This window comes from Leclercia sp. LSNIH3 (assembly GCF_002935105.1).
GTDB lineage: Bacteria > Pseudomonadota > Gammaproteobacteria > Enterobacterales > Enterobacteriaceae > Enterobacter > Enterobacter adecarboxylatus.
On record NZ_CP026387.1, the window covers coordinates 3190863 to 3214921 of the forward strand.

A 24059-nucleotide genomic window follows, 5' to 3' on the forward strand; every position below is an offset into this window, starting at 1 on the left:
TTCTTCATTAAGAAGAAAGGTAATGATAATCCTTTGGGATTATGAGGGTAATGAATGGAGAGTGTGATTTACATTTGTAAATTGTATGAAATCTAATAACACGTTATTTGGAGGGGTATTTTCCTTAGCATGATTATCATTTCCCGACCCGGTAAACAGAAATGAAAAGTTTTATAAAATTACCCGATAAAAGGTATTGCTTCGCATTTTATTGCCGATAACGAGGATAAGACTCGCCTTCGGGCGATATCTCCCTCATGGCAAGGAAACAAATATGCAAGTGTTTCGTAATTTCACGATCCGGTTCGTCATGCTGACGATTCTGGGCATTTTCTGTTTAATGTGGGCGGCGGTCGGGCTGTACAGCTCCTGGGCGCTCTCGCGCGTGGCGGATGGCAATGACGTCGATCGGCAACTGGTCAAACAGATGACGGTGCTCAGCCAGGGTAACGATCAGTACTTCCGCTTCGTCACCCGTCTGAGCCGTGCGATGGACGCGCAGGCGGCTGGCGGTACGGCAGATCTCGCCTCCGTACAGCAGGCGCTGGAGACGATGAGCAACAAGCTCGATGAGATGAAAGCCATGTCGCCGGGGCCGATGGATGCGCAGATCTCCGCTAAGGTGATCGCCAACTGGCAGGCGCTGCTGGAGAACGGCGTAAAGCCCCAGATGCAGTTCGCGCAGCAGGGTAATCTCGACGGCTATCGCCAGCAGGCGAATAACGTCACCCCGCCGTTAAGTCGCGCCTTTGGTGAGAGTGCCGGTCAGTTCAATAAAGCTGCCGACAGCATTCTCGATAGCACCCGCGTGACGGTGGACGGCCTCACCGGCTTCACCCGCACGGTGATCATCACCGCGACCCTGATTGGCCTGCTGATCTTGCTCTTCGCCGATCGCTACCTGGTTGCGATGCTGGTGAAGCCTCTGGATCAGATCCGCCAACACTTTCGTCAGATTGCCCAGGGCGATCTCAGCCAGCCGATTGCTCCCTTTGGCCGTAACTGCGTGGGCCAACTGGTGCCGCTGCTGACGGCGATGCAGGACAGCCTGCGTGAAGCGGTCAGTACCATTCGCGCCGGGAGCGAGAATATCTGGCGTGGCGCTACGGAAATTTCCAGCGGCAATAACGATCTCTCGTCGCGTACCGAAGAGCAGGCAGCGGCGCTGGAAGAGACTGCCGCCAGCATGGAGCAACTCACCGCCACGGTGAAGCTGAATGCAGACAATGCCCGGCAGGCAAGCGAGCTGGCGGATGTGGCGTCTCTTACCGCCAGCCGCGGCGGGGCATTAGTGGAGAACGTGGTCAATACCATGACCGGCATTTCCGTCAGCTCGAAGAAAATCGCGGAGATCACCAGCGTCATTAATAGCATCGCCTTCCAGACCAATATTCTGGCCCTTAACGCGGCAGTTGAAGCGGCGCGTGCGGGTGAGCAGGGGCGCGGCTTTGCGGTGGTGGCGGGGGAGGTACGTAATCTCGCCAGCCGCAGCGCCAGTGCGGCAAAAGAGATCGAAGGACTTATTACCGACTCCGTGTCCCGCGTGGAGGAGGGGGCCAGACTGGTGAACGATACCGGCACCACCATGAACGCCGTGCTGCGCGACATCACCGGCGTAACCACCATCATGAAGCAGATTGCCGCCGCTTCGGAAGAGCAGAGCAAAGGCATTTCGCAGGTGGGGGTGGCGATCACCCAGATGGACGGCGTGACCCAGCAGAACGCTTCGCTGGTGGAGCAGGTATCAGCTGCGGCCTCTGCCCTGGAGCGCCAGACCGAAGAACTGCAACGCTCGGTGCAGAAGTTCCGCCTGGCGAGCTAGCGGCGGCCGAGTTGCACGTCGCTGATCAATTGGGTCACCTGTGAAAGGTGACCTATTTTCACTTCGCTGGAACGCTGGAATTTGCTTTTGTCGATCAGCAGCAGGGACTGGCTGGCACGACTAAGCAGCTGCGACTTAAAGCCGGCACTGTGCGGGGTGGGATCCCACATCACACCCTGCTCATCCACCCCTTCACAGGAAAAAATAAACAGGTCAATCTCCAGCGCTTTCAGCTGCGTCACCAGGGCCGGGTTCACATAGCAACGATATTTGCGCTCCAGCGTCCCGCCCGAGCAGATCAGGGTAATGCGTTCGCGCTTCGCCATTTCATGGCAGATGGGCAGGCTGTTGGTAAACACTGTCAGGGCGATATCCGGTAGCTGCCGCGCCAGGTGAAAGCAGGTTGAGCTGGCATCAAGAGCCAGGGTCATCCCTTCGCTGACCCAGTCGAGGGCGTGGCGGGCAATGTCGGCTTTATCGGCGTAATGGCTTTTCAGCCGCGCGCCAAATGGCTCGCCGCCGTCGCGATGATCCGGGTGGATCGCCCGCGCCCGCCCGTGATGGCGCACGATCCTTCCCTGCTGTTGAAGCTGTTTCAGATCGCGGCGAATGGTCTCTTTGCTGACGCGAAGCTCAGCGGCAAGAGCGTCCGTCGTCAGCCAGTCCGACGCGGCCAGCAGGCGGATCAGTTCCTGATGACGGATGCTTTTCATGGGTAGGTTCCTGTGCGGGAGACCGAGAGCAGCGTCTGGCCAATCGCCACACCGTTCTTGCCGGTGTGTTTAATCTGGTACATCGACCGATCGGCGCGGCGCAGCGCATTGACGAAATCATCCTCTTCCTGCACCTCATCAATCCCCACCGAGGCTCCGACCTTCGCCTGGCCATTATCCAGCTCGAATGGCGTCAGGGCTGCGTTCAGGCAGTGGTGCGCGGTGCTGTTCACCAGCAGGCTGGCGAGCGGGAAGGGCAGCAGCAGCACAAACTCGTCCCCGCCCAGACGCCCGACAACGGCCCCCGGCGGGCAGGCGTCACGCAGACGCTGGCTGAGCTGGATGAGTAACTCGTCGCCGCTGCGGTGGCCAAAGGTGTCGTTCACCGTTTTAAAATCATCCAGATCGATAAAGGCAATGCACAGTGGCCCCTGGGCTTTTAGCTGCGCGAAGTGGGTAAGCAGCGCATGGCGGTTGGCAAGGCCGGTGAGCGGATCGTGATTGGCCAGCTGGGCAAGCTGCTCCTCGTACTGCTTCTCTTTAGTCATATCGATGTGCGTACCGGTCACCTTCAGGGGATTACCTTGCTCATCCCATTCGGTGACGCGGCCACGATCCAGCACCCAGGTGACGGTGCCGTTTTTGTGCTGCATCCGGTGCAGCGCTTCGTAGAAGGGGGTTTTGCCGTGCAGATGATCGTAGAACGCGTCGAGCACGTTCTGCTTGTCATCAGGGTGCAGATGCTCGCGCCAGATCTCAAACTGCGCGTTCAGCTCCTTAGGCTGATAGCCCAGCATGGAACCCCAGCGGCGGTTATAAATAATCAGCTTCCCGGTCGGAACATCGAGCTGCCATAAACACAGACCGGTCCCGTCGAGCGCCGCACTGAGCTTGCTACGGGCGTCACGCGCCAGCCTGGCAAGCCGGGCATTATGCTTTTTAAGATTCTGAATCTGTTGTTTCAGCGCCTTTTCTGACATGCGAATAATCTGAAGAAAGAAATTATTGATGCCAGTTTACCGGATGGTTGTAAATATGCCGTTGAAAAAAGAGAGGGATTTGCATTAGGGCTTTTTACCTCTAAAGGAGGCACGACGGCATAACCGCATCGCTGTATAATAAAATATATAACGAATGCGAGGACATGATGAAACAGCAATTTTGGCAAGCCTTAACCTTAGGCGTAGTGGCTTTACTGCCCCTCTCTTCTCAGGCCTCCCGCCTGATCACCGACCAGATTGGCCGTCAGGTCACTCTCCCCGATGAGGTTGACCGCGTGGTGGTACTCCAGCATCAGACGCTGAACTTACTGGTGCAAATGAACGCCGCCGATAAGATCGTGGGGGTGATGGCGAACTGGAAACAGCAGCTGGGCGACGGCTACGCGCGTCTGGCTCCTGAACTGAACCACAAAGCGATGCTGGGCGATCTCACCCACGTTGACCCGGAAAAGCTGGTGGCCCTGAAACCGCAGGTGGTGTTTGTCACCAACTATGCGCCGCAGGAGATGATCGACAAGATCAGCAGCCTGGGTATTCCGGTAGTCGCTATCTCCCTGCGCCACGATGCCGCGGGTGAGAAAGCGAAAATGAACCCTACGATGAACGATGAAGAGCAGGCTTACGATCGCGGGCTGCGCGAAGGGATCGCGCTGATTGGCGAGATTGTTAACAAGCAGCCGGAAGCGAAGGCGCTGATTAACGCCGTCGATCAAGGCCGCCGGAGGGTCAGCGACCGTCTGAATACTCTCCCGGCGGAAAAACGTGTTCGCGCCTACATGGCTAACCCGGAACTCACTACCTACGGCTCCGGTAAATATACCGGGCTGATGATGGCCCATGCGGGGGCGGTTAACGTGGCGGCGGCAACCATTCAGGGTTTCAAAACCGTGGCGATGGAGCAGGTGATCGCCTGGAACCCGCAGGTGATTTTCGTGCAGGATCGCTACCCTTCCGTGGTCAACGAGATCAAGACCGGCGCGCAGTGGCAGACCATTGACGCGGTGAAAAATCATCGTGTCTACCTGATGCCAGACTATGCCAAAGCCTGGGGTTACCCGATGCCGGAGGCGATGGGGATCGGCGAACTGTGGATGGCTAAAAAGCTCTATCCGGAGAAATTTAAAGACATAGATATGCGCAAAGTGGCCAACGACTGGTATCAGCGTTTCTATCGCACCACCTGGCAGGGGAACGACTGATGCGCGTGCTGGCGGCAGGGAGCCTGCGGCGGGTGTGGCCGCAATTAATGGCCCACTTCCCGGAAGCGGTTGAGACGCAGTTTGGCCCGGCAGGGCTGCTACGGGAACGTATTGCATCGGGCGAGGCCTGCGATCTCTTCGCCTCGGCCAATCTTGCCCACCCGCAGGCGCTGCAGGCTATGGGGCTGGCGCAATCCGTGGCGTCTTTCGCGAGCAATACACTCTGTCTGACCGTGCGCAGCGATGTGCTGCGCGACAGTGACGACTGGCTCTCTTTACTTACCCGGGATGACTTGCGCATTGCCACCTCGACGGCGGGAGCCGATCCGTCCGGGGATTACACCCAGACGCTGTTTACCCGTATGGGTAATGCTGGCGAGGCCGTGAGGAAGCGGGCAATGGCCCTGGTGGGTGGCCGGGGATCTGCGCCGGTTCCGGCGGGCAGGCTGGCAGCAGAGTGGCTTATCCAGGGTGGACAGGCGGAGGTGTTTATCGGATACGCCAGCTACGCGCCAGCATTGCGGGCGATAGCAGGGCTGACGGTCATCGACATCCCGGCGCCCTTCAATCCGCGTGCGGTGTATGCCTGTGCGGTAATGACGCCGCAGGGGCAACGGCTGATGGCGTTTTTACAGTCAAATACGGCACAAGCGATCCTGCATCAGGCGGGGTTTTTGCCGGGAGGTACGACAGGATAAATGCAAATCGGCAACAGGGTTGCCGTTACAGGTGTTTGCACCCTCTCCCGGTGGGAGAGGGCATCAGGCCGTACAGATTAACCCTGGCGTTTGTCTTCGGTGTTGGTATCAAAATCGCTTGCCGCATGACGCTCATGCAGCTGCTCGTTCAACTCGCCGTTGGTGCGGTTGACGATACGCCCACGCTTCACCGCCGGACGGCTGGCGACATCCTTCGCCCAGCGCTGGACGTTCTTATAGCTTTCGGCATCCAGGAACTCCGCCGCGCCATAGACCTGGCCCAGCGCCACGCTGCCAAACCATGGCCAGATGGCGATATCCGCGATGCTGTACTCTTCCCCCGCCACGTAGCGACCGCGCGCCAGCTGTTTATCCAGCACGTCGAACAGGCGTTTGGCTTCCATTGTGAAGCGATCAATCGCGTACTCAATTTTCACCGGCGCATAGTGATAGAAGTGACCAAAACCGCCGCCGAGGAACGGGGCGGCGCCTTGCAGCCAGAACAGCCAGTTCAGGGTTTCTACCCGGCCCGCCGGATCTTTTGGCAGGAAGTGACCGAATTTCTCCGCCAGATAAAGCAGGATATTGCCGGATTCAAACACGCGGGTTGGCGGTGTGGTGGAGTGGTCGCGCAGGGCCGGAATTTTGGAGTTCGGGTTGACCTCAACAAACCCGCTGGAGAACTGATCCCCCTCACCAATACGGATCAGCCATGCGTCATATTCCGCACCGGTCACGCCCAGCGCCAGTAACTCTTCCAGCAGAATCGTCACCTTCTGGCCGTTTGGCGTGCCCAGAGAATACAGCTGCAGCGGGTGCGAACCGACTGGCAGTACTTTGTCATGGGTAGCGCCCGAGATCGGACGGTTGATGCTGGGGAATGCGCCACCGTTGGGGTTCTGCTTCCATTCCCAGACTTTCGCTGGCTGGTAGTTGTTGTCGGACATGTTGATCTGCCTTTTTGGGATGTGTTGAGGCAGTTTAGCAGGAGATCCGTGAACGGTTTAACGAACTGAGCGCATAAGGTTATGCGCTATTCCGCATTGCGCTTATATATATCAAATTCGTTATAAGCTTAATCAAAAATCGCATTTTCATTGTTAATGCGAAAGCGCCTAAAGCTGAATATGATGCGCAAACAGATATCGGTAAAAAATAAAAATGAGCAGTTAAAAAAACTTTCAAGGCAAGGAGTTAGTGAGATATGCGTAAGCCATTCGTTTCTGCTGTTCTGGTCGCGCTGGCCCTGGTCGCCGCGGGCTGTGATGATGCCAAAAATAACGACGCTGCGTCGGCCCCGGCTGCCAAAAGCGATACGCCAAAAGAGGGCGGCTCACTGATTATCGGCATCACCTCCGGCGATCCGTTAGCGGTTAACCCGCTGTATGCCAGCGACCGAACCACCCTGACGATCATGCAGGCGCTGTATGCTCCGCTCTACAGCTTTAACGATGGCAAAATCGAATGGGGTCTGGCCGAAAGCCTGACGCCTTCTGCCGATAACCTCAGCTACACCCTGACCCTAAAACCCAATCTGAAATGGCAGGACGGCCAGCCGCTGACCGCCGACGACGTCGTCTTCACCTTCAATAAACTGCTGGAGGAGAAACAGCACAGTTTCTTCCGCAGTATGTTTACCTACGGCGGCAAGCCGGTGGCGGTGAGCAAGGTGGACGATCGCACCGTCAAGTTCACACTGCCGCAGGTGAGCGCCGCCTTCACCGGTACCCTGGTGCAGATCTACCCGATCCCGCAGCACGTCTTCGCGAATGAAGCCGATCTGGAAAAGAGCACCAAAAACGATGCCCCGGTCGGTTCCGGGCCGTTCAAATTTAAAGAGTACCGCGCCGGGCAGTATTATGCTCTGACCCGCTTTGACGATTACTGGAACGGTAAAGCGAAGCTCGACGCCGTAACCTACCGTTTCGCCAAAGACAGCAACTCCGCCAACCTTGCGCTGCAAAACGGCGAGATCAACCTGAAAATGGTCGATCCGCAGGATGTGTCGCGCCTGAAGAACACCGGCAAGTTTGACTTTGTGGTCTACCCGGAAGGGCGTCTGGCCTACATGACCTTCAACCAGAATGTGCCGGTGATGAAGAGTAAGGAACTGCGCCAGGCCATTGCCTACGCCATTAATAAAGACGAACTGACCCAGACCGCATTCACCTCCCTGGATTACGCCAAACCAGCCGCCTCATTCCTGACACCGGATACGCTCTATCAGACCAATGACGTCGAGCAGTACGCCTTCGATCAGCAAAAAGCCAAAGATCTGCTGAAGGCCTCCGGCGCACCGGCAAACCTCAAACTACGTCTGGCCTACGTCAACACCAACAAAACCCAGGAGAGCCAGGCGCTCTACATTCAGCAGGCGCTGAAAGGGATTGGGGTGAACGTGGAGCTGATGCCGCTCGACTCTAATGCCATGTCCCAGCGCAGCCTCGACATGAACAATACCGCCTGGGAGCTGAACCTCGGCGGCTACATCATGGGTGCCGAGCCGGATGGTTACAAATCGCTGTTCATGAGCAACGAAGCCTACAACTACGCCCACTATAAGAACCCGCAGTTCGATGCCCTGTGGGATAAAGGTGCGGTAGAAACCGACACCGGAAAACGCGCTGATATCTACAAGCAAATTCAGCAAACCGTGGCCAACGACATGACGTACTACCCGATTGCCTACACCAATGCCACCGTTGCTTTAGATAAACGCTTTGGCGGCACCAAAGAGGCGGAACCGAAGCCGGTCTATCTGTTCCAGGATCTGTCAAAAATCTATCAAAAATAAGCTGTCGCCCCGGTCAACCGATCGGGGCTTTGTGTGGGGTAAGTCGTAAGGGCATGTCGTGAACACATTACTGATGCGTCGCCTGCTGCAACTGGTGCCGATGCTGTTCTTTATCTCGCTGGTGGCGTTTTTGCTGGTCAAACTTGCCCCTGGCGATCCGGTGGCGGCCTACATCACCCCGCGCATGGCACCCGAAGATATTGAGCGTATCCGCCAGAGTCTGGGGCTGGATAAGCCGCTGGTGACGCAATATTTTCTGTGGCTGAAAAACATAGTGCAGGGCGATCTAGGGTATTCGCTGATCTATCACCGCCCGGTGTTAGTGATGATTGCCGAACGTATTCCCGCCACGTTAGGCCTGATGGGGGCTTCGCTGCTGATGGCGATTATCCTCGCTATCCCGCTGGGGCTGCTGGCCGGCGCGTTTAAGCACCGCTGGCTGGATCATGTTCTGAACCTGTTCGCCTATATTGGTATCTCTGTTCCGATCTTCTGGTTTGGCATTCTGCTGATCACCGTCTTTGCCGTGCAGCTCAACTGGTTCCCCAGCATGGGGATGCGCACCATCGGCATGGAGGACAACTGGCTGGATGTGGTGCGCCACGGCGTGCTGCCATGCATTGCGCTGACTTTCTATAACCTCTCCAGCTATATGCGCTACATCCGTTCCAACACCCTCTCGCAGCTCTCTGCCGACTACGTGCAGACCCAGCTGGCTTACGGGGCCACGCGTTCCAGTATCCTGTTCCGGCATGTACTGAAAAACGTGCTGCTGCCAGTGATCACGCTGTTTGGCCTGTCGTTTGGCGAGCTGGTAGTGGGGGCCTATGTCACCGAGAGCGTCTTCTCGTGGCCGGGCATGGGATTACTGGGGATCCAGTCGATCACCTCCCTCGACTACCCGCTGATTATGGCGATCATCATGCTCTCGTCGCTGATGCTGATCGTCGGTAACCTGATCGCCGATCTGCTCTATCGCTTCGCCGATCCCCGCATACGTACCCTGAGGTAATCCCGGATGAGCAGACGCTGGCAACAGGTTCGTCACCAGTTGCGCCGCAATCGTCCGGCGCAGTTCTCTCTGTTTGTACTTTTTATTTTTGTCGTTGCCGCCCTGTGCGCGGGGCTGAGTCCTTACGATCCGGATCAGATGTCGCTGGGGGCGCGCACGCTGCCGCCCGATGGTGCCCACTGGTTCGGCACCGACGAATACGGACGCGACTACTTTACCCGCGCGCTTTACGGCGGCCAGATCTCGCTCATGGTCGGCAGTCTGGCGATGCTCTTTTCGACGCTGATCGGCACCCTGGTCGGCACGTTGAGCGGCTACTTCGGCGGCTGGCTGGATAACCTGATGATGCGCGCGGTGGATATCCTGATGGCGATCCCGGCCTTCTTCCTGCTGCTGGTGCTTAATGCTTACCTGAAGCCCGGCGTGGATAACATCATCATGATCATCAGCCTGCTGACGTGGATGAATATGTCCCGACTGGTGCGTGCCGAAACGCTGTCCGTCAAAGAGCGCGAGTATGTACTCTATGCCCGCGCCTCGGGGGAACATCCGCTGCGGATTATCTTGCGCCACATCATCCCTGGCGTGCTGCCGACCATTATTGTCGCCGCCACGCTGAATATTGCTTCGGCCATTCTGATGGAGTCGACCCTCAGCTTCCTCGGACTCGGGGTGCAGGCTCCCGCCGCGTCCTGGGGCAGCATGCTTAATAACGCCCAGTCGTATATCGGCGAAGCCTCCTGGCTGGCGATGTTCCCCGGCATTTTGATTTTGCTGACGGTGTTCAGTTTTAACGTGTTAGGCGACGTGTTCCGCACCGCCTTTGAGCCGGGAGCGAACCGCGATGAATAACTTACTTGAACTCGACAACCTGCAAACCACCTTCCGCACCCGCGATGGTGATGTCCACGCGGTGCGCGGGGTGAGCTTTCACGTGCAGCCGGGAGAGCTGGTTGGCATTGTCGGCGAATCCGGCTGCGGGAAGAGTGTCACCTGCAAGTCGATCATCCAGTTGCTGGGGAGCAACGGGCATATCACCGGGGGACAGATCCGTTTCGACAATGACGATCTGGCGCAGAAAACCCCGAAGCAGATGCGCGCCATTCGCGGGAACCAGATCGCGATGATTTTTCAGGATCCGATGACCGCGCTCAATCCGGCGGTGACTATCGGCAGACAGATGTCTGAGATCCTGATGCGCAATAAAGGCTTAAACAAAAAAGCCGCCCGGGCGACGAGCATCGCCATGCTGGAGAAGGTGGGCATTGCCGAAGCGGAGCGCCGTTACGATCAGTATCCGCACGAGTTCAGCGGCGGTATGCGCCAGCGGGTAATGATCGCTATCGCGCTCTCCTGCGATCCCAAACTGCTGATCGCCGATGAACCTACCACTGCGCTGGACGTCACCATCCAGGCGCAGATCCTGCGGCTGTTAAAAAGCCTGCAACTGAAAACCCATACTGCCATCCTGCTGATCACCCACGATCTGGGCGTGGTGGCCCAGGTGTGCAGCCGGGTGGTGGTGATGTACGGCGGGCTGGTGATGGAAGAGGGGAGCGTGGAGGATATCTTTTATCGCCCGGCGCACCCCTATACCCAGGGGCTGCTGGCATCCCTGCCGCACCCGGAACAGACCAGCCATCGCCTGTCGCCTATCGAAGGCTCGCCGCCAGGGTTGTTGAATCCGCCCCCGGGCTGCCCGTTCGCTGAACGCTGCCCACAGCGGATGCCGCAGTGTGAGCGCCAGCCCGCGTTTTACATCACGGACCCCGGGCATCGTGCAGCTTGCTGGCTACTGGCCGATAAGGAGGTGCAGGCATGAGCGAACAACACGCCCCGCTGGTAAGCGTGCGGGACCTGCATAAACACTTTACCCTTAACGGCGGTCTGCTGCGCAAAGGAGTAGCAGTCAAAGCGGTGGATGGCGTCAGCTTTGAGATTCAGCAGGGGGAAACCTTTGGCCTGGTGGGTGAATCCGGCTGCGGGAAATCGACCCTCGGGCGCGCCATTTTACGCCTGTTTGATATCACTTCCGGCGAGATTGATTTTGCCGGACAGGCAATTGCCCAGGCCAGCGAAAAACAGCTCAAGCCGCTGCGCAAGCGGATGCAGGCCATTTTCCAGGATCCTTACTCCTCGCTGAATCCGGGGATGACCGTGCAGCAGCTGGTGGCCGAGCCGATGCAGATCCACGGTTACAGCCGCGAGGAGCAGCGGGAGCGTACTGAAACCCTGCTCTATAAAGTCGGGCTTAAGCAGGAACATCTTCAGCGTTTTCCGCACGAGTTCAGTGGCGGTCAGCGCCAGCGCATCAGCATTGCCCGCGCGCTGTCGGTGCGCCCGGAGTTTGTGCTATGCGACGAGCCGCTGTCGGCGCTGGACGTCTCGGTGCAGGCGCAGGTGGTGAATATTCTTCAGGATCTGCAGCAGGAGCTGGGGCTGACTTATCTGTTTATCGCCCACGATCTGTCGATGGTGCGCCATATCTCGACTCGTATCGGGGTGATGTACCTCGGCAAGCTGGTGGAAGTAGCGCCTGCCAACGCCCTGTATCAGCATCCGGCGCACCCCTATACCCGGGCTTTGTTAGCCTCGGTGCCGCAGCCCGATCCGCGGATCCGCAATCTGGAGCAGGCTACCCTGCGCGGGGAGATCCCCGGCCCGACCTCCGTGCTGCCAGGCTGTAAGTTTTGCAGCCGCTGTCCGCACGTCATGCCGGTATGCCGACGCGAAGCGCCCGCGATGCAGGAGATCGCCCCAGGCCATTTCACGGCCTGCTGGTTGTTTAAGGTGTGAGGGCATTAAGAGCAGCAGATGGCGCACCTACAGGCACTGAATATGCGCAAGGGCACTTCTGACGTCTGTTTAATGGCAAAAAATTACGGTCACTCGATGCTGCCAGCGAAATGATAATGGAATAAGTCAGCACCGGACTCTACTTACGGATTAAGAGACAATCCGGTGGGCAATTGCGCGGATATTGACACCCTTTGAATACCAGATGCTGCGTGGGGTAGCGGCATTCACGACGCCTATCGAAACGAATCAGATGTGGTAAGCTCTCGCCTGAATGATAGCCTGCATCAATGCTTGATTGCTCCTGATGCAAAAAAGAATGCTTCTCCGGTAAGTATTAATGAGGGTTAAAATAAATGCCTGAACAAGGTGCGTTATTGCTGTGGATGATTTCTATTCTTGTTGTATCTTGCTGTATTTTCAGTAGTAAATTTTTTCGTTTTATTGATGCTAACAATGATAGCCGCAGAAAGAACCTTGATGGCCTGCGCTTTTTTCTCTCCGTATTCGTGGTTTTTCACCATTACGGCCTCAGTTATTTTTATTTCGAGGGTAAGGGTTGGGTTCTGGAAAATCTGAATGATTATCCTCTCAATCTTCGGATAGGCTCTGCAGCCGTGATGATGTTCTTTATTCTCTCTGGATATTTATTTTATGGTATGAAGCCCGAACGCTGGGATCTCTTTTATTTTAAAAGAGTTATGCGCATTGTGCCGATCTTCGTTGTTTAATCGTTATGCTGCGTTGCAATCGCAGCTTATACGAGACGACATAACCTGGATTTTACTGATTTTAGATACACTATCCTGTTCTGGTTTGATGGCGGCGTAACGGGTGTGAAGCCTGCCGTGCTGGGAATGGCTGATGCGACGCTGATTAATGCGGGCGTGACCTGGACATTGTTCTGGGAGTGGGCATTGTATTTCAGTTTGCCATTAGTGATCCTGTTGAGACAGAAAGCTATGCCCTTAACCGGCGCGTTAATCTGTTTATTCCTTTCCGCATATGTTGTGCATGGAATAAATCCCGGATACGGTGTCTTCCTGGCTTGTTTTTCATGCGGATTTTTAGCGCGGGCGTTCGTTCCTTCGTTCACAATGACGAAATTACATTACGATCTCAGCGCAGTAGTGTGTGTCGTGTTGGCTTTCTTATTCTACAACACCCCGTATAGCCTTTATTCACTCCCGGCTCTGACGTTATTGTTTATTTTTATTGTTAATGGCGCGGATCTGTTTGGCTTATTAACTCACCGGGCTATTGTCAGGCTTGGAGAGATCAGTTATAGCATCTATCTTCTGCATGGTATTGGCTGGTACTGCATGAATTATGCCCTGAAAAGTTCTGGCCTGAGTGTGGATGTTAAAATCTATATGATTTTCTCATCAGTTGGGTTTATCACGATATTGTTGCTCTCCGCAGCAACTTACAAATATATCGAGAAACCTTTTATCCAGCTCTCGATGCGTTCGGCAAAAAAAGCGGAGACCCGATCGCCAATTTGAAAGAACGCTAGCCACCTGCATTGGTAAACGTCATGCCTGAATCACCAGGCATGACGCAGACATACCGCGTTCATTATCATCAATAATCGCCAGTACCCCTTTTATCGGCTGCTCTGAGGTGTGTTAACTGGCGCTGATGCCAGCGTCCGAGCACCAGCACCGTGGTGAGTGCTCCGAGCAGGGCGCAGAACATATCGGACTGCGTATCCCAGGGATCGCCCTGCGTCCCCAGGAAATCATCCGCGCCCTGGCCCATCGCCAGCGCCGCCCACCACTCGATCAGCTCGTAAGTGGCGCTGATCGCCAGCGCAATACAGCACACCAGAAAAGCCGTCATCTTGCGGCCAGTGACGTAGCCGCCGCGCACCAGGATCTCCCGGGCTGCCAGCGCAGGAACCAGACCCTGGAAAAAGTGCCCCAGCTTGTCATACGGGTTGCGGCTCAGGTGGAACATCTCCTGAACATCAAAACCGATGGGCACTTTGGCGTAGGTGTACATTCCGCCCACCATCAGAATAATGGCGTGCCAGAAGATCAGCGTGTAGAGCAGGGGAGTCAGCGGGTAGCGCCGTTGGGTGGCGAGCAGCAGCGGCACGATGATGATGACCGGCGTCACCTCCATCAGCCAGGTGATGCGGTCCGAGGTATACAGACCGGTGTAAATCAGGATCAGCAGCAGAAGCAGCGCGCCGACCTTTAATCCAGAGGAGAGTGCAGTTTGCGTCATGAGCGTTAACTGTTGAGTAAAAACAGACACTATTGACCGACGCGGCGAAAAACACAATGTTTGGCGAAGAAGCATAAAAAAACGGGGCCACTCACGGCCCCGTTATTATTGATAACAATCAGAACGACTTGCGTAAACGCAGACTGAAGGTGTGCGCCTGGTAGCGGTCGCCGGCCTGCAGGTCATAACGTGCGTCGAGGCTCAGATCGTTGGCGTTATACAGGGTCGTGCCTACGGCCACGCCTGCCATATCTTCCACTGGAGAAGCACCTTTGGTGATAAAGCTGGTTTCACCGATGGCATCGGCGGCGTAGGTCGCATGGCTGCTGACCTGACGGTTATCGTACTGGTGGATCCAGGAGACCTGGGCGAACGGCGTCAGGTTACCCATGCCGGTGGCGAAGGTCTTCTCGATGCGGGCACCGATGTCGCTCATCACAGACTGCGAGTGGGTGCTGCTAACATCCAGCGCCATGCCGTTGCCGCCGGTTTCGCTGTAACCATCCACATGCTGATAGCCATAGGTCAGGCCCGCCAGCGGGGTCAGCACCACGTCAGCCGGCAGAGTGATTGGATAGCCAAGCTCGCTTTGCAGGGTGATGGACTGGCCGTTGAACTTGCCGTGGGCGGCGCCGGAGAAGCCGGTGAAATCAGCGCGACGCACGGAGCTGTAGTTCTGACGGTTGAGACCCGCAGAGAGGTTCAGGTACCACGGATTGCCGGTGTAACCCGCGTAACCAATCACCCCGTAGTTATCGGCGGTGGAGTTGTTGCCGCTCAGGTTGTCTTTCCCGTGTACGGAGGTGTTGCTGTAGTTCAGGGCTGCGCCCAGACGCCAGTCATCACCCAGCGCGCGATCGGCACCTATGATCAGGCCGCCAAATTTCGCGGTGTAGCCGCTGACGTTGTCGGTGCTGTCCTGGCGGGCATAACCACCGAACGGCTGACCCCAGACGATCCAGTTGTTGGCGTAGTCATCACCGGTCGCCACGCCGCTGACGCCGGAGGCTTGCGGGTTACGCACGGCATCAATGTGAGCACCCACCACTGCCTGAGCGGTAGACGTCGCCACGGTGGCTGCGGAACTGGTGTTGAGATTCTGGCTGGTGGACAGACGCTCGCCTGCGCGGTTTGCTTCCTGTTTACCTTCAATCGCCAGAGAGGCGTTGTAGAGATCTAACAGCTGCGGGGAGGCGATACCGGAGTAGCGCGCCAGCCCGCCGAGTGCTGCCGTGGCGCTCGGGATAGTGGCATAGCCACGTTTAGTCGGTTGAGTCGGAGTCGGTTCCGCCGGCGGCGTCGGCGGTGTTGGCACCGTAACGATCGGGGTGGTGACGTCGGGTTCTGTCACTACCGGCGGCGTAACCTCTGGCGTTGGCTCAGGCTGAGGTTCTACCGGCGCGATAACGACCGGCTCTGCGCCCAGGGTTAATACCAGGGCCTTGCTATCAGTAGCGTCATAAACAGAACCATTGACCGTACCCCGGTAGCCGAGGGCTTTATAATTCAGCTGATCGGCGTGGTAGTCGGTCTCTGCGCCTGTGGCATTGATCACCACATAACGCTGGCCTTCAGCAAACTGGTAAGTGCTGCCGGTGCGCAGCAGTTTAATGCTGGAACCTGCATCGACAATGGCATTGCCGCTAACGTTGAGACGGCCATAGCCAGTATCGGCAAGCAGATCGCCGCGGGCATCTGTCAGATCGGAGACACCGGAAATCAGCGTTGCGGCTGCTTTCTGATGGTAATCACCGGCGATGTTGATGCTGTTGTTCACCTGCAGGGAAGCCGCTTCGTTCACCACGGTGCCGTTTGATGCAGGACTTTCATCGCTCATCTGCAGTGACATCAGGCCGTATTCAGGCATGCTGGTCACGATATTATCGTTCAGGAGCAGGGAGCCGGAGCCAAAGATGATATCGGAGCCGATAAGGGTGCCTGTCGCGCCGTCGATACCGGCCAGCGTGCCCGTGGTAGTAGTGCCACCGTTAATGATTAATGGTGTCCCATTTAAGGCGAAAATATTACCGGCAATATTGCCAGTGTTGGTCAGGGTCGCGCCATCGCTGTTATTACTGCTGACAAGCAGCGCAAAATCACTGCCGGTTAACTGGCCATTGTTGACAATGTGCACCGCTGCGCTCTGGTTGTAATAATTCCAGAGATACATACCATTCGACTTGCCTGATATCTCACCGTTATTAACGATCTCGCTAATGCCGCCGTTACTATAGATACCGGTGAAGCTGCCATTAATCTTATTATCGTTGATGAGGGTATTAATGGTGCCCTTATTATATATTCCGGAACGGTCGTAATCATCAGAAGTCCCACCGTCAATCGTACCGGTGTTGTGCAACGTGCCGATCGTCCCATTATTGAAAATGGCGCTGTTTTGACCCGAGTAAATATTATTTTCGGATGGGGTAAAAGCGATCAGTCCGGCATTGGTCAGGTTATCAATGGTTCCCTGGTTACTGATGGCGCGAGTACCGAAGATTTTACCTTCGGTGGTATTCAGTAAAGTAGTAATGGTCCCGGCATTGTCTATCGTGCCGTTATTATAGGAATTTGAGTCGTAGTAGTTATAGACGTTCTGAACACCCTTAATGGTGCCGCTGTTGGTGAAGGTGTTAATTACACCTGATTCACCTACCGCAACCACTCTGCCATTCTGGTACTGATTAAGGCTGGCAATGGTTCCGTTATTGTTAAGCTCACCTACTGTCCCATCAATCTGCACCACATGGCTGCTTAAGAACAGGGGGGTATTAATCACGTCGGTGATGGAACCATCATTGGTCAGCGTGGTGACACTCACGCCCGAATTAACGGCTAATGCTGAACCCGGGGCACCGGTGACACTTCCCGCCTGAGTGATATGCACTAACTCTTTGGCGTCAGCGATCTGCACATTGCTGGTCGGGGCACTGATAATTAATTCTGGAGATGTCGCGTAGGCGTGCGCGGTCGTTGATGCCACCAGCAGAGAGATAAGCTGGCTAAGACGTTTCTTTTCCATGGTGTACCATCATTAAAGTTGCGATGTTTTTGCAAAATGCAGCGGTGATTTCTTCGGATTAATCCGATATCTTCGGGCGCAGAATATACAATTCATTGCCGAAAACAATAAGCAATGCTTAATTATTTCCGCGTGAATTTATTCTCAATAAATTGTCATGTGAGTAATTTGCGTTAAGGCTGGTGGCGGTATGAGGATATATCCTCACTTTTTGCAGGGAACGGTATTGATTAATTTATCTTTATTGTTGGCAGGGTGTATTTCCGTCGATCCGTACATCTCTGCGCAAAAAATAGCCAGCGATAGTGGTCTTACCAGTGAGAAACTTGACACAGAGCTTTTCCCGGTTGTGGCATGGCATCGAATCACGCCGCCGGTTCACTCCCTGCGGGTTTACATCGAAGGAGATGGCTTTGCCTGGAAGAGCCGCACAATCCCGTCCGATAATCCGACGCCGCGTAATCCCACGGGCCTGAAACTGGCTGCGGCAGATAAGCAGGCAAATGTGTTTTATCTTTCCCGGCCCTGCCAGTTCATCGGGCCGCCCTTACCGGCTAACTGCCGCGTAAATATCTGGACGCAGGACCGCTTCTCCCCCGTGGTGATTGATGCAATGAGCGAGGCGCTCAACCAGATAGTGCTGCGCTATCCTGGGGTACAGCTCGATTTGGTGGGTTACTCCGGGGGCGGCAATATTGCTGCGCTGCTGGCGGAACGCCGGAGCGATGTGCGTTCTCTGCGCACGGTGGCAGGCAATCTCGATGTGGCGTATGTGAATGCCATTCACCATGTCACGCCGATGCCCACGGCTGAGAATGCAATCGATCGTGCTCCCGCGCTTCGCGCCCTGCCGCAGATACATTACAGTGGCGGGGCCGACACCACCGTGCCGCCTGCTGTCGCCCGACGTTTTCAACAGGCAGTGGGGGGGAAGTGCGTGCAAACGGAAGTGGTCAGCGGAATGGAGCATGGTTCGGATTGGGGGGCAGTCTGGCCGGGATTACTGGCACAGGGGGTGCCGGAGTGCTGAGGTGTAAGCAACGTTGAATGACGTCAGGACCAAACAATGAAAAAGAAAGAGTTTGTCACCCAGGATCTGCTGAGCAAAATCTACCAGGACACCACGGCGGGGCCACGTAAGCTTCCCCCTGAAAGACAGCTGGCTGAAGAGTATGGTGTCTCGCGTTTTACTATCCGCCAGGCGCTGAAAATTGGTCAGTATTGGCGTGGTGCGGATCGTGCAGGGATCGGGGATCTGGATCAACGAGCATGCGCGTAATAACCCGCTGATTTACAACTCGATCACGGAAAAACGATTCGATCAGATGCGCTACCGGATGATTAGCCTGCATAAGAAGAGGCCCGATCGCGTGGCGCAGCAGATCTTCGGCATCGATGAAGAGAGTTTTATCTGGCACTTTTGCCGGTTGCGCTACGTCGATGACCAGCCTGTACAGCTGGAAGTGTCCAGCATGCCGGTTGCAGATTTCCCGGACCTTAATCAGCAGGCGATTGAGCGTTCCATCCAGCAGTACGTACTTAGCAAAGGGTTGATCATTTCACATATGCTGACGACCTACCGGGCGGTCAGCGTCAGTCGTGAACAGGCAGTCATTCTGGGCTGCAAAAAAGGCAGCCCGGCAATGCATATTAATAATCGCGGGATACTGGAGGGAGGCCGGGTCTTCGAAGTGAGCGATATTATTGATATCAACTACACCTGCACCTGGGTCAGCCCGTATAACCGCGATAATTTAGCCTGGCGACAAAATCAGGGCGTATGAAGGGTGCCGTCCGGCAGGCGGCTTTGCGTCCATTCGTGTGGGCGATAGACCACCGGGTGCGCGAGAGCCAGCTCTTCATTAAAGCCTGTGCCGATGCCGGGCGCTGTTGGGGGATAGATAAACCCGTCCTTCACCTCTGGCGCGCCAGGGAACACGCTGTCGGTAGTGGCGGAGCGCGGGATAAATTCCTGAATAGCCGCATTATGCAGGTGAATGTTCAGATGCGTATTCACCGCCACGCCGATGGGGGTCATATCACCGGGGCCATGCCAGGCGAGACGTACGCCGAAGGCCTGACACAGATGCGCCAGCTTCAGCGCGGGTGTGATACCGCCGATCTGCGAGATGTGGCAGCGAATAAAGTCGATGCGGCGATTCACGATAAGATCGTGCCATTCAGCTGGGTTATTGAATAACTCACCCATTGCCAACGGCACGCAGCTCTGCTGGCGAACCTGTTCCAGCCAGGCGCTCTGCTGTGGCGGCAAAATATCTTCGATAAAGTAGGGCTGATAAGGCTCGAGCTGTTTTGCCAGCTGTACGGCCTGCTGCGGGAATAAACGTTCGTGGACGTCATGTAAGAAATGGAGCTTCCAGCCATATTTTTCGCGCAGGGCGTGGAACATTTCCACGGTATTACGCATATATTCATGCTGATCGAACCACGCACCCGGGGTCGGGTTCTCGGGGGCATGCAATGCCGATGGCGTGCCGCCGTAAAAACCAAGCTGGCAGCGGATGTGGCGATAGCCTTGCGCCACCAGTTGATCGACGGAGGTAAAAAGCTCCTCCAGCGTTTCGCCGCTGGCGTGGCTGTAAGCCGGGATCGCATCGCGGGATTTACCGCCCAGCAACTGATACAGCGGCATGCCAGCCAGCTGCCCTTTAATATCCCACAGGGCCATATCCACGCCGGAGATGGCATTATTCATCGCCGGGCCGTTACGCCAGTAGGCGTTAACGTTCATCATTTGCCACAGATCTTCGATGTTACTGGCATCCCGGCCTACCAGCAGCGGTTTGAGGTATTCATCCACGAGCGTTTTAACCGCCAGCGGGCGCTGCTGAAAGGTGGCACAACCGTGTCCTACCAGCCCTTGCCCGGTAGTTACCCGGACAGTCACCAGGTTATGTCGGTCCGGCCGGGTAATAAAACACTCGATATTATTGATAATCACAGGCGTCACGAAAAACTCCTTTGCTGCGCTGTGGAAATACGGAACAGGAATATCATCGCCCTAAAAATGTTTACAGGTAAACCGTTTTTTTTAATATTTATTTTGGTCAGTTATTTGAATGTATATTAATTAAAAACCATACCAATTTTGGATTGATAGCGGTTTTGCGGCTCTGTTAGTGGTTAAATGTGAGCGACATCAACTTTTATTGGTTTGTTTTGTCTGGGTGGTTTATCTATTCTCGTGGCATCACTAAAACAACAACCATACCGGCAGGAGTCTTTATGGGGACGCAAGAAGCCATCAATAATATTATTCGTCTGGTAGGCGGCCAGGGGAATATTAATAAAGTCTGGCACTGTATGACGCGGCTACGGTTTGATTTAATCGACGATAATAAGGTTGACCAGACCGCAATCAAAAATCTGCCTGGCGTACTTGGCGCGCAGCTCCAGAGCGATCAGTTTCAGGTGATTATCGGGCCAAAGGTAAACAGCTGGTACGAGCAAATGCTTAATGTGCTCGGACAGGGGAATGAGAAAGCGCCGACGGCGACAAAGGGACGTAAAAGCCTGGTGTCCCTCTTTATGGATACCGTCTCGGGGGTGTTTGGCCCGATTGTTCCGGCCATTGCCGGTGCCGGGATGATCAAAGGATTGCTGGCCGGGCTGATCGCGCTGAAGGTGGTTTCGGCGAAAAGCGATACCGTTATGGTTATCGACCTGATTGCCAGCGGCGTCTTCTATTTCCTGCCGTTCTTTCTTGCTGTGTCGGCGGCGAAGATCTTTAAGACCAACGAGTATCTCGCCGCGGCGGTGGCCGCCTGTCTGATGTACCCTTCTTTAATAGAAGCAGCGAAAGCCCTGGCGACCCATCAGGAGGGGGCGGTTAGTGCCCTCTGGTTAATGAATGCGATCCCGGTCTCCGTCTTTAACTATGCTTCGAGCGTCATACCGGTGATCTTCTCAGTGCTGGCATTGAGCTATATCCATCGCTGGGTAGACAGCATCATGCCGGATGTTCTGAAAACGGTGTTCACGCCCACGCTCACCCTCTTTATAGGTGCGCTGGCGGCGCTGGTGGTGATCGGCCCGATTGGAATCTGGCTCGGTAAAGGACTCGCCTTCTTTATAGAGGGGCTATTTAGCGTGTCGGCCAGCTTTGCCGGGCTTATCGTTGGTGCCATCCGCCCGGTGGCGATCCTGACCGGGATGCACCATGCGATGACGCCGATTGCTCTGCAGAACTTTAGCGACCGCGGCTACGACATGCTGATGCCGATGATGTTTATGGCCAATATGGCGATTGCGGGGGCGACATTTGCTATCTGGCGTCTGAGCCGGGACCGTCAGGAAAGAACCGTTACGCTATCGGCAGGCATCTCTGCGCTGCTGGGCATTACCGAGCCGGCACTCTTTGGTGTTCTGACGCGTTACAAGAAAGCATTCATCGCCGCGACGGTGGCCAGCTCCCTGGCTTCAGCCTTTATTGCCTTCTTCGGTGTGCGTCTCTATGGCTACATTCTGTCGAGCATCTTCAGTTTGCCTGCTTATATAGGCCCGTATTTTGTCTTTGCTCTGGCAGGGGTGGCGATCTCATTGGTGCTTTCCTTTACCTTAACCACCATTCTGGTGAGGAAAGAGCAAGTCGCAGAGTGATTCTGGCCCCGTCTTAGCGTGTATGTCGCAGGGAATCTGAGTGTTTTTGTGGATAACTCTGTGGGCAAATGCGTATAAGGCGGGGTTTTGCTGGGGAATGCAGCAGTCAGTCATTTTTCTGTCATTTAAGGGTTGCGGCCTGAAGAGAACTCCCTATAATGCGCCTCCATCGACACGGCAGATGTGAATCACTTCACACAAACAGCCGGGCCGGTTGAAGAGAAAAGCGTGAAATAATCGCTTGACTCTGAAAGAGGAAAGCGTAATATACGCCACCTCGCAACGGTGAGCGAAAGCCGCGTTGCACTGCTCTTTAACAATTTATCAGACAATCTGTGTGGGCACTCAAAGTGACATGGATTCTTAACGTCCTCGGACGAAAAATGAATACCAAGTCTCTGAGTGAACATACGTAATTCATTACGAAGTTTAATTCACGAGCATCAAACTTAAATTGAAGAGTTTGATCATGGCTCAGATTGAACGCTGGCGGCAGGCCTAACACATGCAAGTCGAACGGTAGCACAGAGAGCTTGCTCTCGGGTGACGAGTGGCGGACGGGTGAGTAATGTCTGGGAAACTGCCTGATGGAGGGGGATAACTACTGGAAACGGTAGCTAATACCGCATAACGTCGCAAGACCAAAGAGGGGGACCTTCGGGCCTCTTGCCATCAGATGTGCCCAGATGGGATTAGCTAGTAGGTGGGGTAATGGCTCACCTAGGCGACGATCCCTAGCTGGTCTGAGAGGATGACCAGCCACACTGGAACTGAGACACGGTCCAGACTCCTACGGGAGGCAGCAGTGGGGAATATTGCACAATGGGCGCAAGCCTGATGCAGCCATGCCGCGTGTATGAAGAAGGCCTTCGGGTTGTAAAGTACTTTCAGCGGGGAGGAAGGTGTTGTGGTTAATAACCACAGCAATTGACGTTACCCGCAGAAGAAGCACCGGCTAACTCCGTGCCAGCAGCCGCGGTAATACGGAGGGTGCAAGCGTTAATCGGAATTACTGGGCGTAAAGCGCACGCAGGCGGTCTGTCAAGTCGGATGTGAAATCCCCGGGCTCAACCTGGGAACTGCATTCGAAACTGGCAGGCTAGAGTCTTGTAGAGGGGGGTAGAATTCCAGGTGTAGCGGTGAAATGCGTAGAGATCTGGAGGAATACCGGTGGCGAAGGCGGCCCCCTGGACAAAGACTGACGCTCAGGTGCGAAAGCGTGGGGAGCAAACAGGATTAGATACCCTGGTAGTCCACGCCGTAAACGATGTCGACTTGGAGGTTGTTCCCTTGAGGAGTGGCTTCCGGAGCTAACGCGTTAAGTCGACCGCCTGGGGAGTACGGCCGCAAGGTTAAAACTCAAATGAATTGACGGGGGCCCGCACAAGCGGTGGAGCATGTGGTTTAATTCGATGCAACGCGAAGAACCTTACCTACTCTTGACATCCAGAGAACTTAGCAGAGATGCTTTGGTGCCTTCGGGAACTCTGAGACAGGTGCTGCATGGCTGTCGTCAGCTCGTGTTGTGAAATGTTGGGTTAAGTCCCGCAACGAGCGCAACCCTTATCCTTTGTTGCCAGCGGTTAGGCCGGGAACTCAAAGGAGACTGCCAGTGATAAACTGGAGGAAGGTGGGGATGACGTCAAGTCATCATGGCCCTTACGAGTAGGGCTACACACGTGCTACAATGGCGCATACAAAGAGAAGCGACCTCGCGAGAGCAAGCGGACCTCATAAAGTGCGTCGTAGTCCGGATTGGAGTCTGCAACTCGACTCCATGAAGTCGGAATCGCTAGTAATCGTAGATCAGAATGCTACGGTGAATACGTTCCCGGGCCTTGTACACACCGCCCGTCACACCATGGGAGTGGGTTGCAAAAGAAGTAGGTAGCTTAACCTTCGGGAGGGCGCTTACCACTTTGTGATTCATGACTGGGGTGAAGTCGTAACAAGGTAACCGTAGGGGAACCTGCGGTTGGATCACCTCCTTACCTTAAAGAACCTGCCTTTGTAGTGCTCACACAGATTGTCTGATGAATGATGAACTTCTGAATGTACTTTTGAGTGCATTAAGAAGTTTTGCTCTTTAAAAATCTGGATCAAGCTGAAAATTGAAACGACGCACCGTGTCTGTTCTCCGTAATAAGAAC

At 55.2% G+C, this 24059-nt stretch carries 18 protein-coding genes, 1 rRNA gene and 1 pseudogene; 14 read left to right on the top strand and 6 right to left on the bottom strand.

Annotation, left to right across the window (positions count from 1 at the left end; genetic code table 11):
- Positions 1-274: 274 nt before the first annotated feature.
- Complete coding sequence (locus C3F35_RS15530; protein WP_059307215.1) at positions 275-1822, top strand: methyl-accepting chemotaxis protein; 1548 nt, start codon at positions 275-277, stop codon at positions 1820-1822.
- On the opposite strand, the gene fucR is transcribed toward C3F35_RS15530, so the two are convergent.
- Together fucR and C3F35_RS15540 are read right to left on the bottom strand one after the other, a co-directional pair.
- Positions 1819-2535: an L-fucose operon activator gene (fucR, locus tag C3F35_RS15535; RefSeq protein WP_103792847.1), complete on the bottom strand. Its 717-nt coding sequence runs from the start codon at positions 2533-2535 to the stop codon at positions 1819-1821. The two genes, C3F35_RS15530 and fucR, sit on opposite strands and share 4 nt — an antisense overlap.
- Positions 2532-3515, bottom strand: a complete 984-nt coding sequence (locus tag C3F35_RS15540) for a sensor domain-containing diguanylate cyclase (protein ID WP_032614143.1) — start codon at positions 3513-3515, stop codon at positions 2532-2534. The genes fucR and C3F35_RS15540 overlap by 4 nt, the downstream gene beginning before the upstream one ends.
- A gap of 167 nt (positions 3516-3682) precedes the next feature.
- Between C3F35_RS15540 and C3F35_RS15545 the strand changes: the two genes are divergently transcribed.
- The gene (locus C3F35_RS15545) at positions 3683-4735 is read left to right on the top strand and encodes an ABC transporter substrate-binding protein (RefSeq protein WP_103792862.1); all 1053 of its coding nucleotides are present in this window, start codon (positions 3683-3685) and stop codon (positions 4733-4735) included.
- The gene (locus C3F35_RS15550; protein WP_103792848.1) at positions 4735-5433 is read left to right on the top strand and encodes a molybdate ABC transporter substrate-binding protein; all 699 of its coding nucleotides are present in this window, start codon (positions 4735-4737) and stop codon (positions 5431-5433) included. The genes C3F35_RS15545 and C3F35_RS15550 overlap by 1 nt, the downstream gene beginning before the upstream one ends.
- A gap of 77 nt (positions 5434-5510) precedes the next feature.
- On the opposite strand, the gene yghU is transcribed toward C3F35_RS15550, so the two are convergent.
- Complete coding sequence (gene yghU / locus C3F35_RS15555; RefSeq protein ID WP_103792849.1) at positions 5511-6380, bottom strand: glutathione-dependent disulfide-bond oxidoreductase; 870 nt, start codon at positions 6378-6380, stop codon at positions 5511-5513.
- A 257-nt stretch (positions 6381-6637) separates the two neighbouring features.
- Here yghU and C3F35_RS15560 point away from each other — a divergent pair, with 257 nt between their 5' ends.
- The 7 genes from C3F35_RS15560 to C3F35_RS15590 all read left to right on the top strand — a co-directional run bounded on the left by C3F35_RS15560 (position 6638) and on the right by C3F35_RS15590 (position 13540).
- Positions 6638-8227, top strand: a complete 1590-nt coding sequence (locus C3F35_RS15560) for an ABC transporter substrate-binding protein (RefSeq protein ID WP_103792850.1) — start codon at positions 6638-6640, stop codon at positions 8225-8227.
- Positions 8228-8285: 58 nt separating this feature from the next.
- Positions 8286-9239: an ABC transporter permease gene (locus C3F35_RS15565; protein ID WP_103792851.1), complete on the top strand. Its 954-nt coding sequence runs from the start codon at positions 8286-8288 to the stop codon at positions 9237-9239.
- A gap of 6 nt (positions 9240-9245) precedes the next feature.
- The gene (locus C3F35_RS15570; RefSeq protein WP_032614097.1) at positions 9246-10091 is read left to right on the top strand and encodes an ABC transporter permease; all 846 of its coding nucleotides are present in this window, start codon (positions 9246-9248) and stop codon (positions 10089-10091) included.
- A complete protein-coding gene (locus tag C3F35_RS15575) occupies positions 10084-11061 on the top strand; it encodes an ABC transporter ATP-binding protein (RefSeq protein WP_103792852.1) in 978 nt (325 codons plus the stop codon). The genes C3F35_RS15570 and C3F35_RS15575 overlap by 8 nt, the downstream gene beginning before the upstream one ends.
- A complete protein-coding gene (locus C3F35_RS15580) occupies positions 11058-12035 on the top strand; it encodes an ABC transporter ATP-binding protein (protein ID WP_103792853.1) in 978 nt (325 codons plus the stop codon). The genes C3F35_RS15575 and C3F35_RS15580 overlap by 4 nt, the downstream gene beginning before the upstream one ends.
- 356 nt (positions 12036-12391) lie before the next feature.
- Entirely contained in the window at positions 12392-12766 is a 375-nt protein-coding gene (locus tag C3F35_RS15585) for an acyltransferase family protein (protein WP_103792854.1), read from the top strand.
- A gap of 105 nt (positions 12767-12871) precedes the next feature.
- The gene (locus C3F35_RS15590) at positions 12872-13540 is read left to right on the top strand and encodes an acyltransferase family protein (RefSeq protein WP_146054047.1); all 669 of its coding nucleotides are present in this window, start codon (positions 12872-12874) and stop codon (positions 13538-13540) included.
- 79 nt (positions 13541-13619) lie between these two features.
- Here C3F35_RS15590 and C3F35_RS15595 read toward each other — a convergent pair whose 3' ends face one another.
- Positions 13620-14267 carry a DUF2238 domain-containing protein gene (locus C3F35_RS15595; protein WP_077226762.1) on the bottom strand — a complete coding sequence of 216 codons (648 nt, stop codon included), beginning with the start codon at positions 14265-14267 and terminating at the stop codon, positions 13620-13622.
- 118 nt (positions 14268-14385) lie between these two features.
- Complete coding sequence (locus tag C3F35_RS15600; RefSeq protein WP_103792856.1) at positions 14386-17289, bottom strand: autotransporter family protein; 2904 nt, start codon at positions 17287-17289, stop codon at positions 14386-14388.
- 190 nt (positions 17290-17479) lie between these two features.
- On the opposite strand from C3F35_RS15600, the gene C3F35_RS15605 reads away from it, so the two are divergent.
- Positions 17480-18319 (top strand): alpha/beta hydrolase, encoded by an 840-nt coding sequence (locus tag C3F35_RS15605; RefSeq protein ID WP_103792857.1) that lies wholly within the window; start codon positions 17480-17482, stop codon positions 18317-18319.
- Positions 18320-18355: 36 nt separating this feature from the next.
- Positions 18356-19073, top strand: a pseudogene (locus tag C3F35_RS15610) (GntR family transcriptional regulator).
- Here the strand turns inward: C3F35_RS15610 and C3F35_RS15615 are convergent.
- Entirely contained in the window at positions 19061-20260 is a 1200-nt protein-coding gene (locus tag C3F35_RS15615) for an enolase C-terminal domain-like protein (protein ID WP_059307220.1), read from the bottom strand. The pseudogene C3F35_RS15610 and the gene C3F35_RS15615 sit on opposite strands and share 13 nt — an antisense overlap.
- A 275-nt stretch (positions 20261-20535) precedes the next feature.
- On the opposite strand from C3F35_RS15615, the gene C3F35_RS15620 reads away from it, so the two are divergent.
- Together C3F35_RS15620 and C3F35_RS15630 are read left to right on the top strand one after the other, a co-directional pair.
- Positions 20536-21909, top strand: a complete 1374-nt coding sequence (locus C3F35_RS15620) for a PTS transporter subunit EIIC (protein ID WP_032614082.1) — start codon at positions 20536-20538, stop codon at positions 21907-21909.
- A gap of 451 nt (positions 21910-22360) precedes the next feature.
- A 16S ribosomal RNA gene (locus C3F35_RS15630) occupies positions 22361-23900 on the top strand.
- Positions 23901-24059: the final 159 nt, after the last annotated feature.

Bases quoted from the DNA above. Each gene is read 5' to 3' on its own strand.
- C3F35_RS15585 (WP_103792854.1), top strand. From the start codon at position 12,392: ATGCCTGAACAAGGTGCGTTATTGCTGTGGATGATTTCTATTCTTGTT.
- C3F35_RS15600 (WP_103792856.1), bottom strand. From the start codon at position 17,289: ATGGAAAAGAAACGTCTTAGCCAGCTTATCTCTCTGCTGGTGGCATCA.
- C3F35_RS15540 (WP_032614143.1), bottom strand. From the start codon at position 3,515: ATGTCAGAAAAGGCGCTGAAACAACAGATTCAGAATCTTAAAAAGCAT.
- C3F35_RS15580 (WP_103792853.1), top strand. From the start codon at position 11,058: ATGAGCGAACAACACGCCCCGCTGGTAAGCGTGCGGGACCTGCATAAA.
- C3F35_RS15550 (WP_103792848.1), top strand. From the start codon at position 4,735: ATGCGCGTGCTGGCGGCAGGGAGCCTGCGGCGGGTGTGGCCGCAATTA.
- C3F35_RS15605 (WP_103792857.1), top strand. From the start codon at position 17,480: ATGAGGATATATCCTCACTTTTTGCAGGGAACGGTATTGATTAATTTA.
- C3F35_RS15620 (WP_032614082.1), top strand. From the start codon at position 20,536: ATGGGGACGCAAGAAGCCATCAATAATATTATTCGTCTGGTAGGCGGC.
- fucR (WP_103792847.1), bottom strand. From the start codon at position 2,535: ATGAAAAGCATCCGTCATCAGGAACTGATCCGCCTGCTGGCCGCGTCG.
- C3F35_RS15595 (WP_077226762.1), bottom strand. From the start codon at position 14,267: ATGACGCAAACTGCACTCTCCTCTGGATTAAAGGTCGGCGCGCTGCTT.
- yghU (WP_103792849.1), bottom strand. From the start codon at position 6,380: ATGTCCGACAACAACTACCAGCCAGCGAAAGTCTGGGAATGGAAGCAG.
- C3F35_RS15560 (WP_103792850.1), top strand. From the start codon at position 6,638: ATGCGTAAGCCATTCGTTTCTGCTGTTCTGGTCGCGCTGGCCCTGGTC.
- C3F35_RS15545 (WP_103792862.1), top strand. From the start codon at position 3,683: ATGAAACAGCAATTTTGGCAAGCCTTAACCTTAGGCGTAGTGGCTTTA.
- C3F35_RS15575 (WP_103792852.1), top strand. From the start codon at position 10,084: ATGAATAACTTACTTGAACTCGACAACCTGCAAACCACCTTCCGCACC.
- C3F35_RS15570 (WP_032614097.1), top strand. From the start codon at position 9,246: ATGAGCAGACGCTGGCAACAGGTTCGTCACCAGTTGCGCCGCAATCGT.
- C3F35_RS15530 (WP_059307215.1), top strand. From the start codon at position 275: ATGCAAGTGTTTCGTAATTTCACGATCCGGTTCGTCATGCTGACGATT.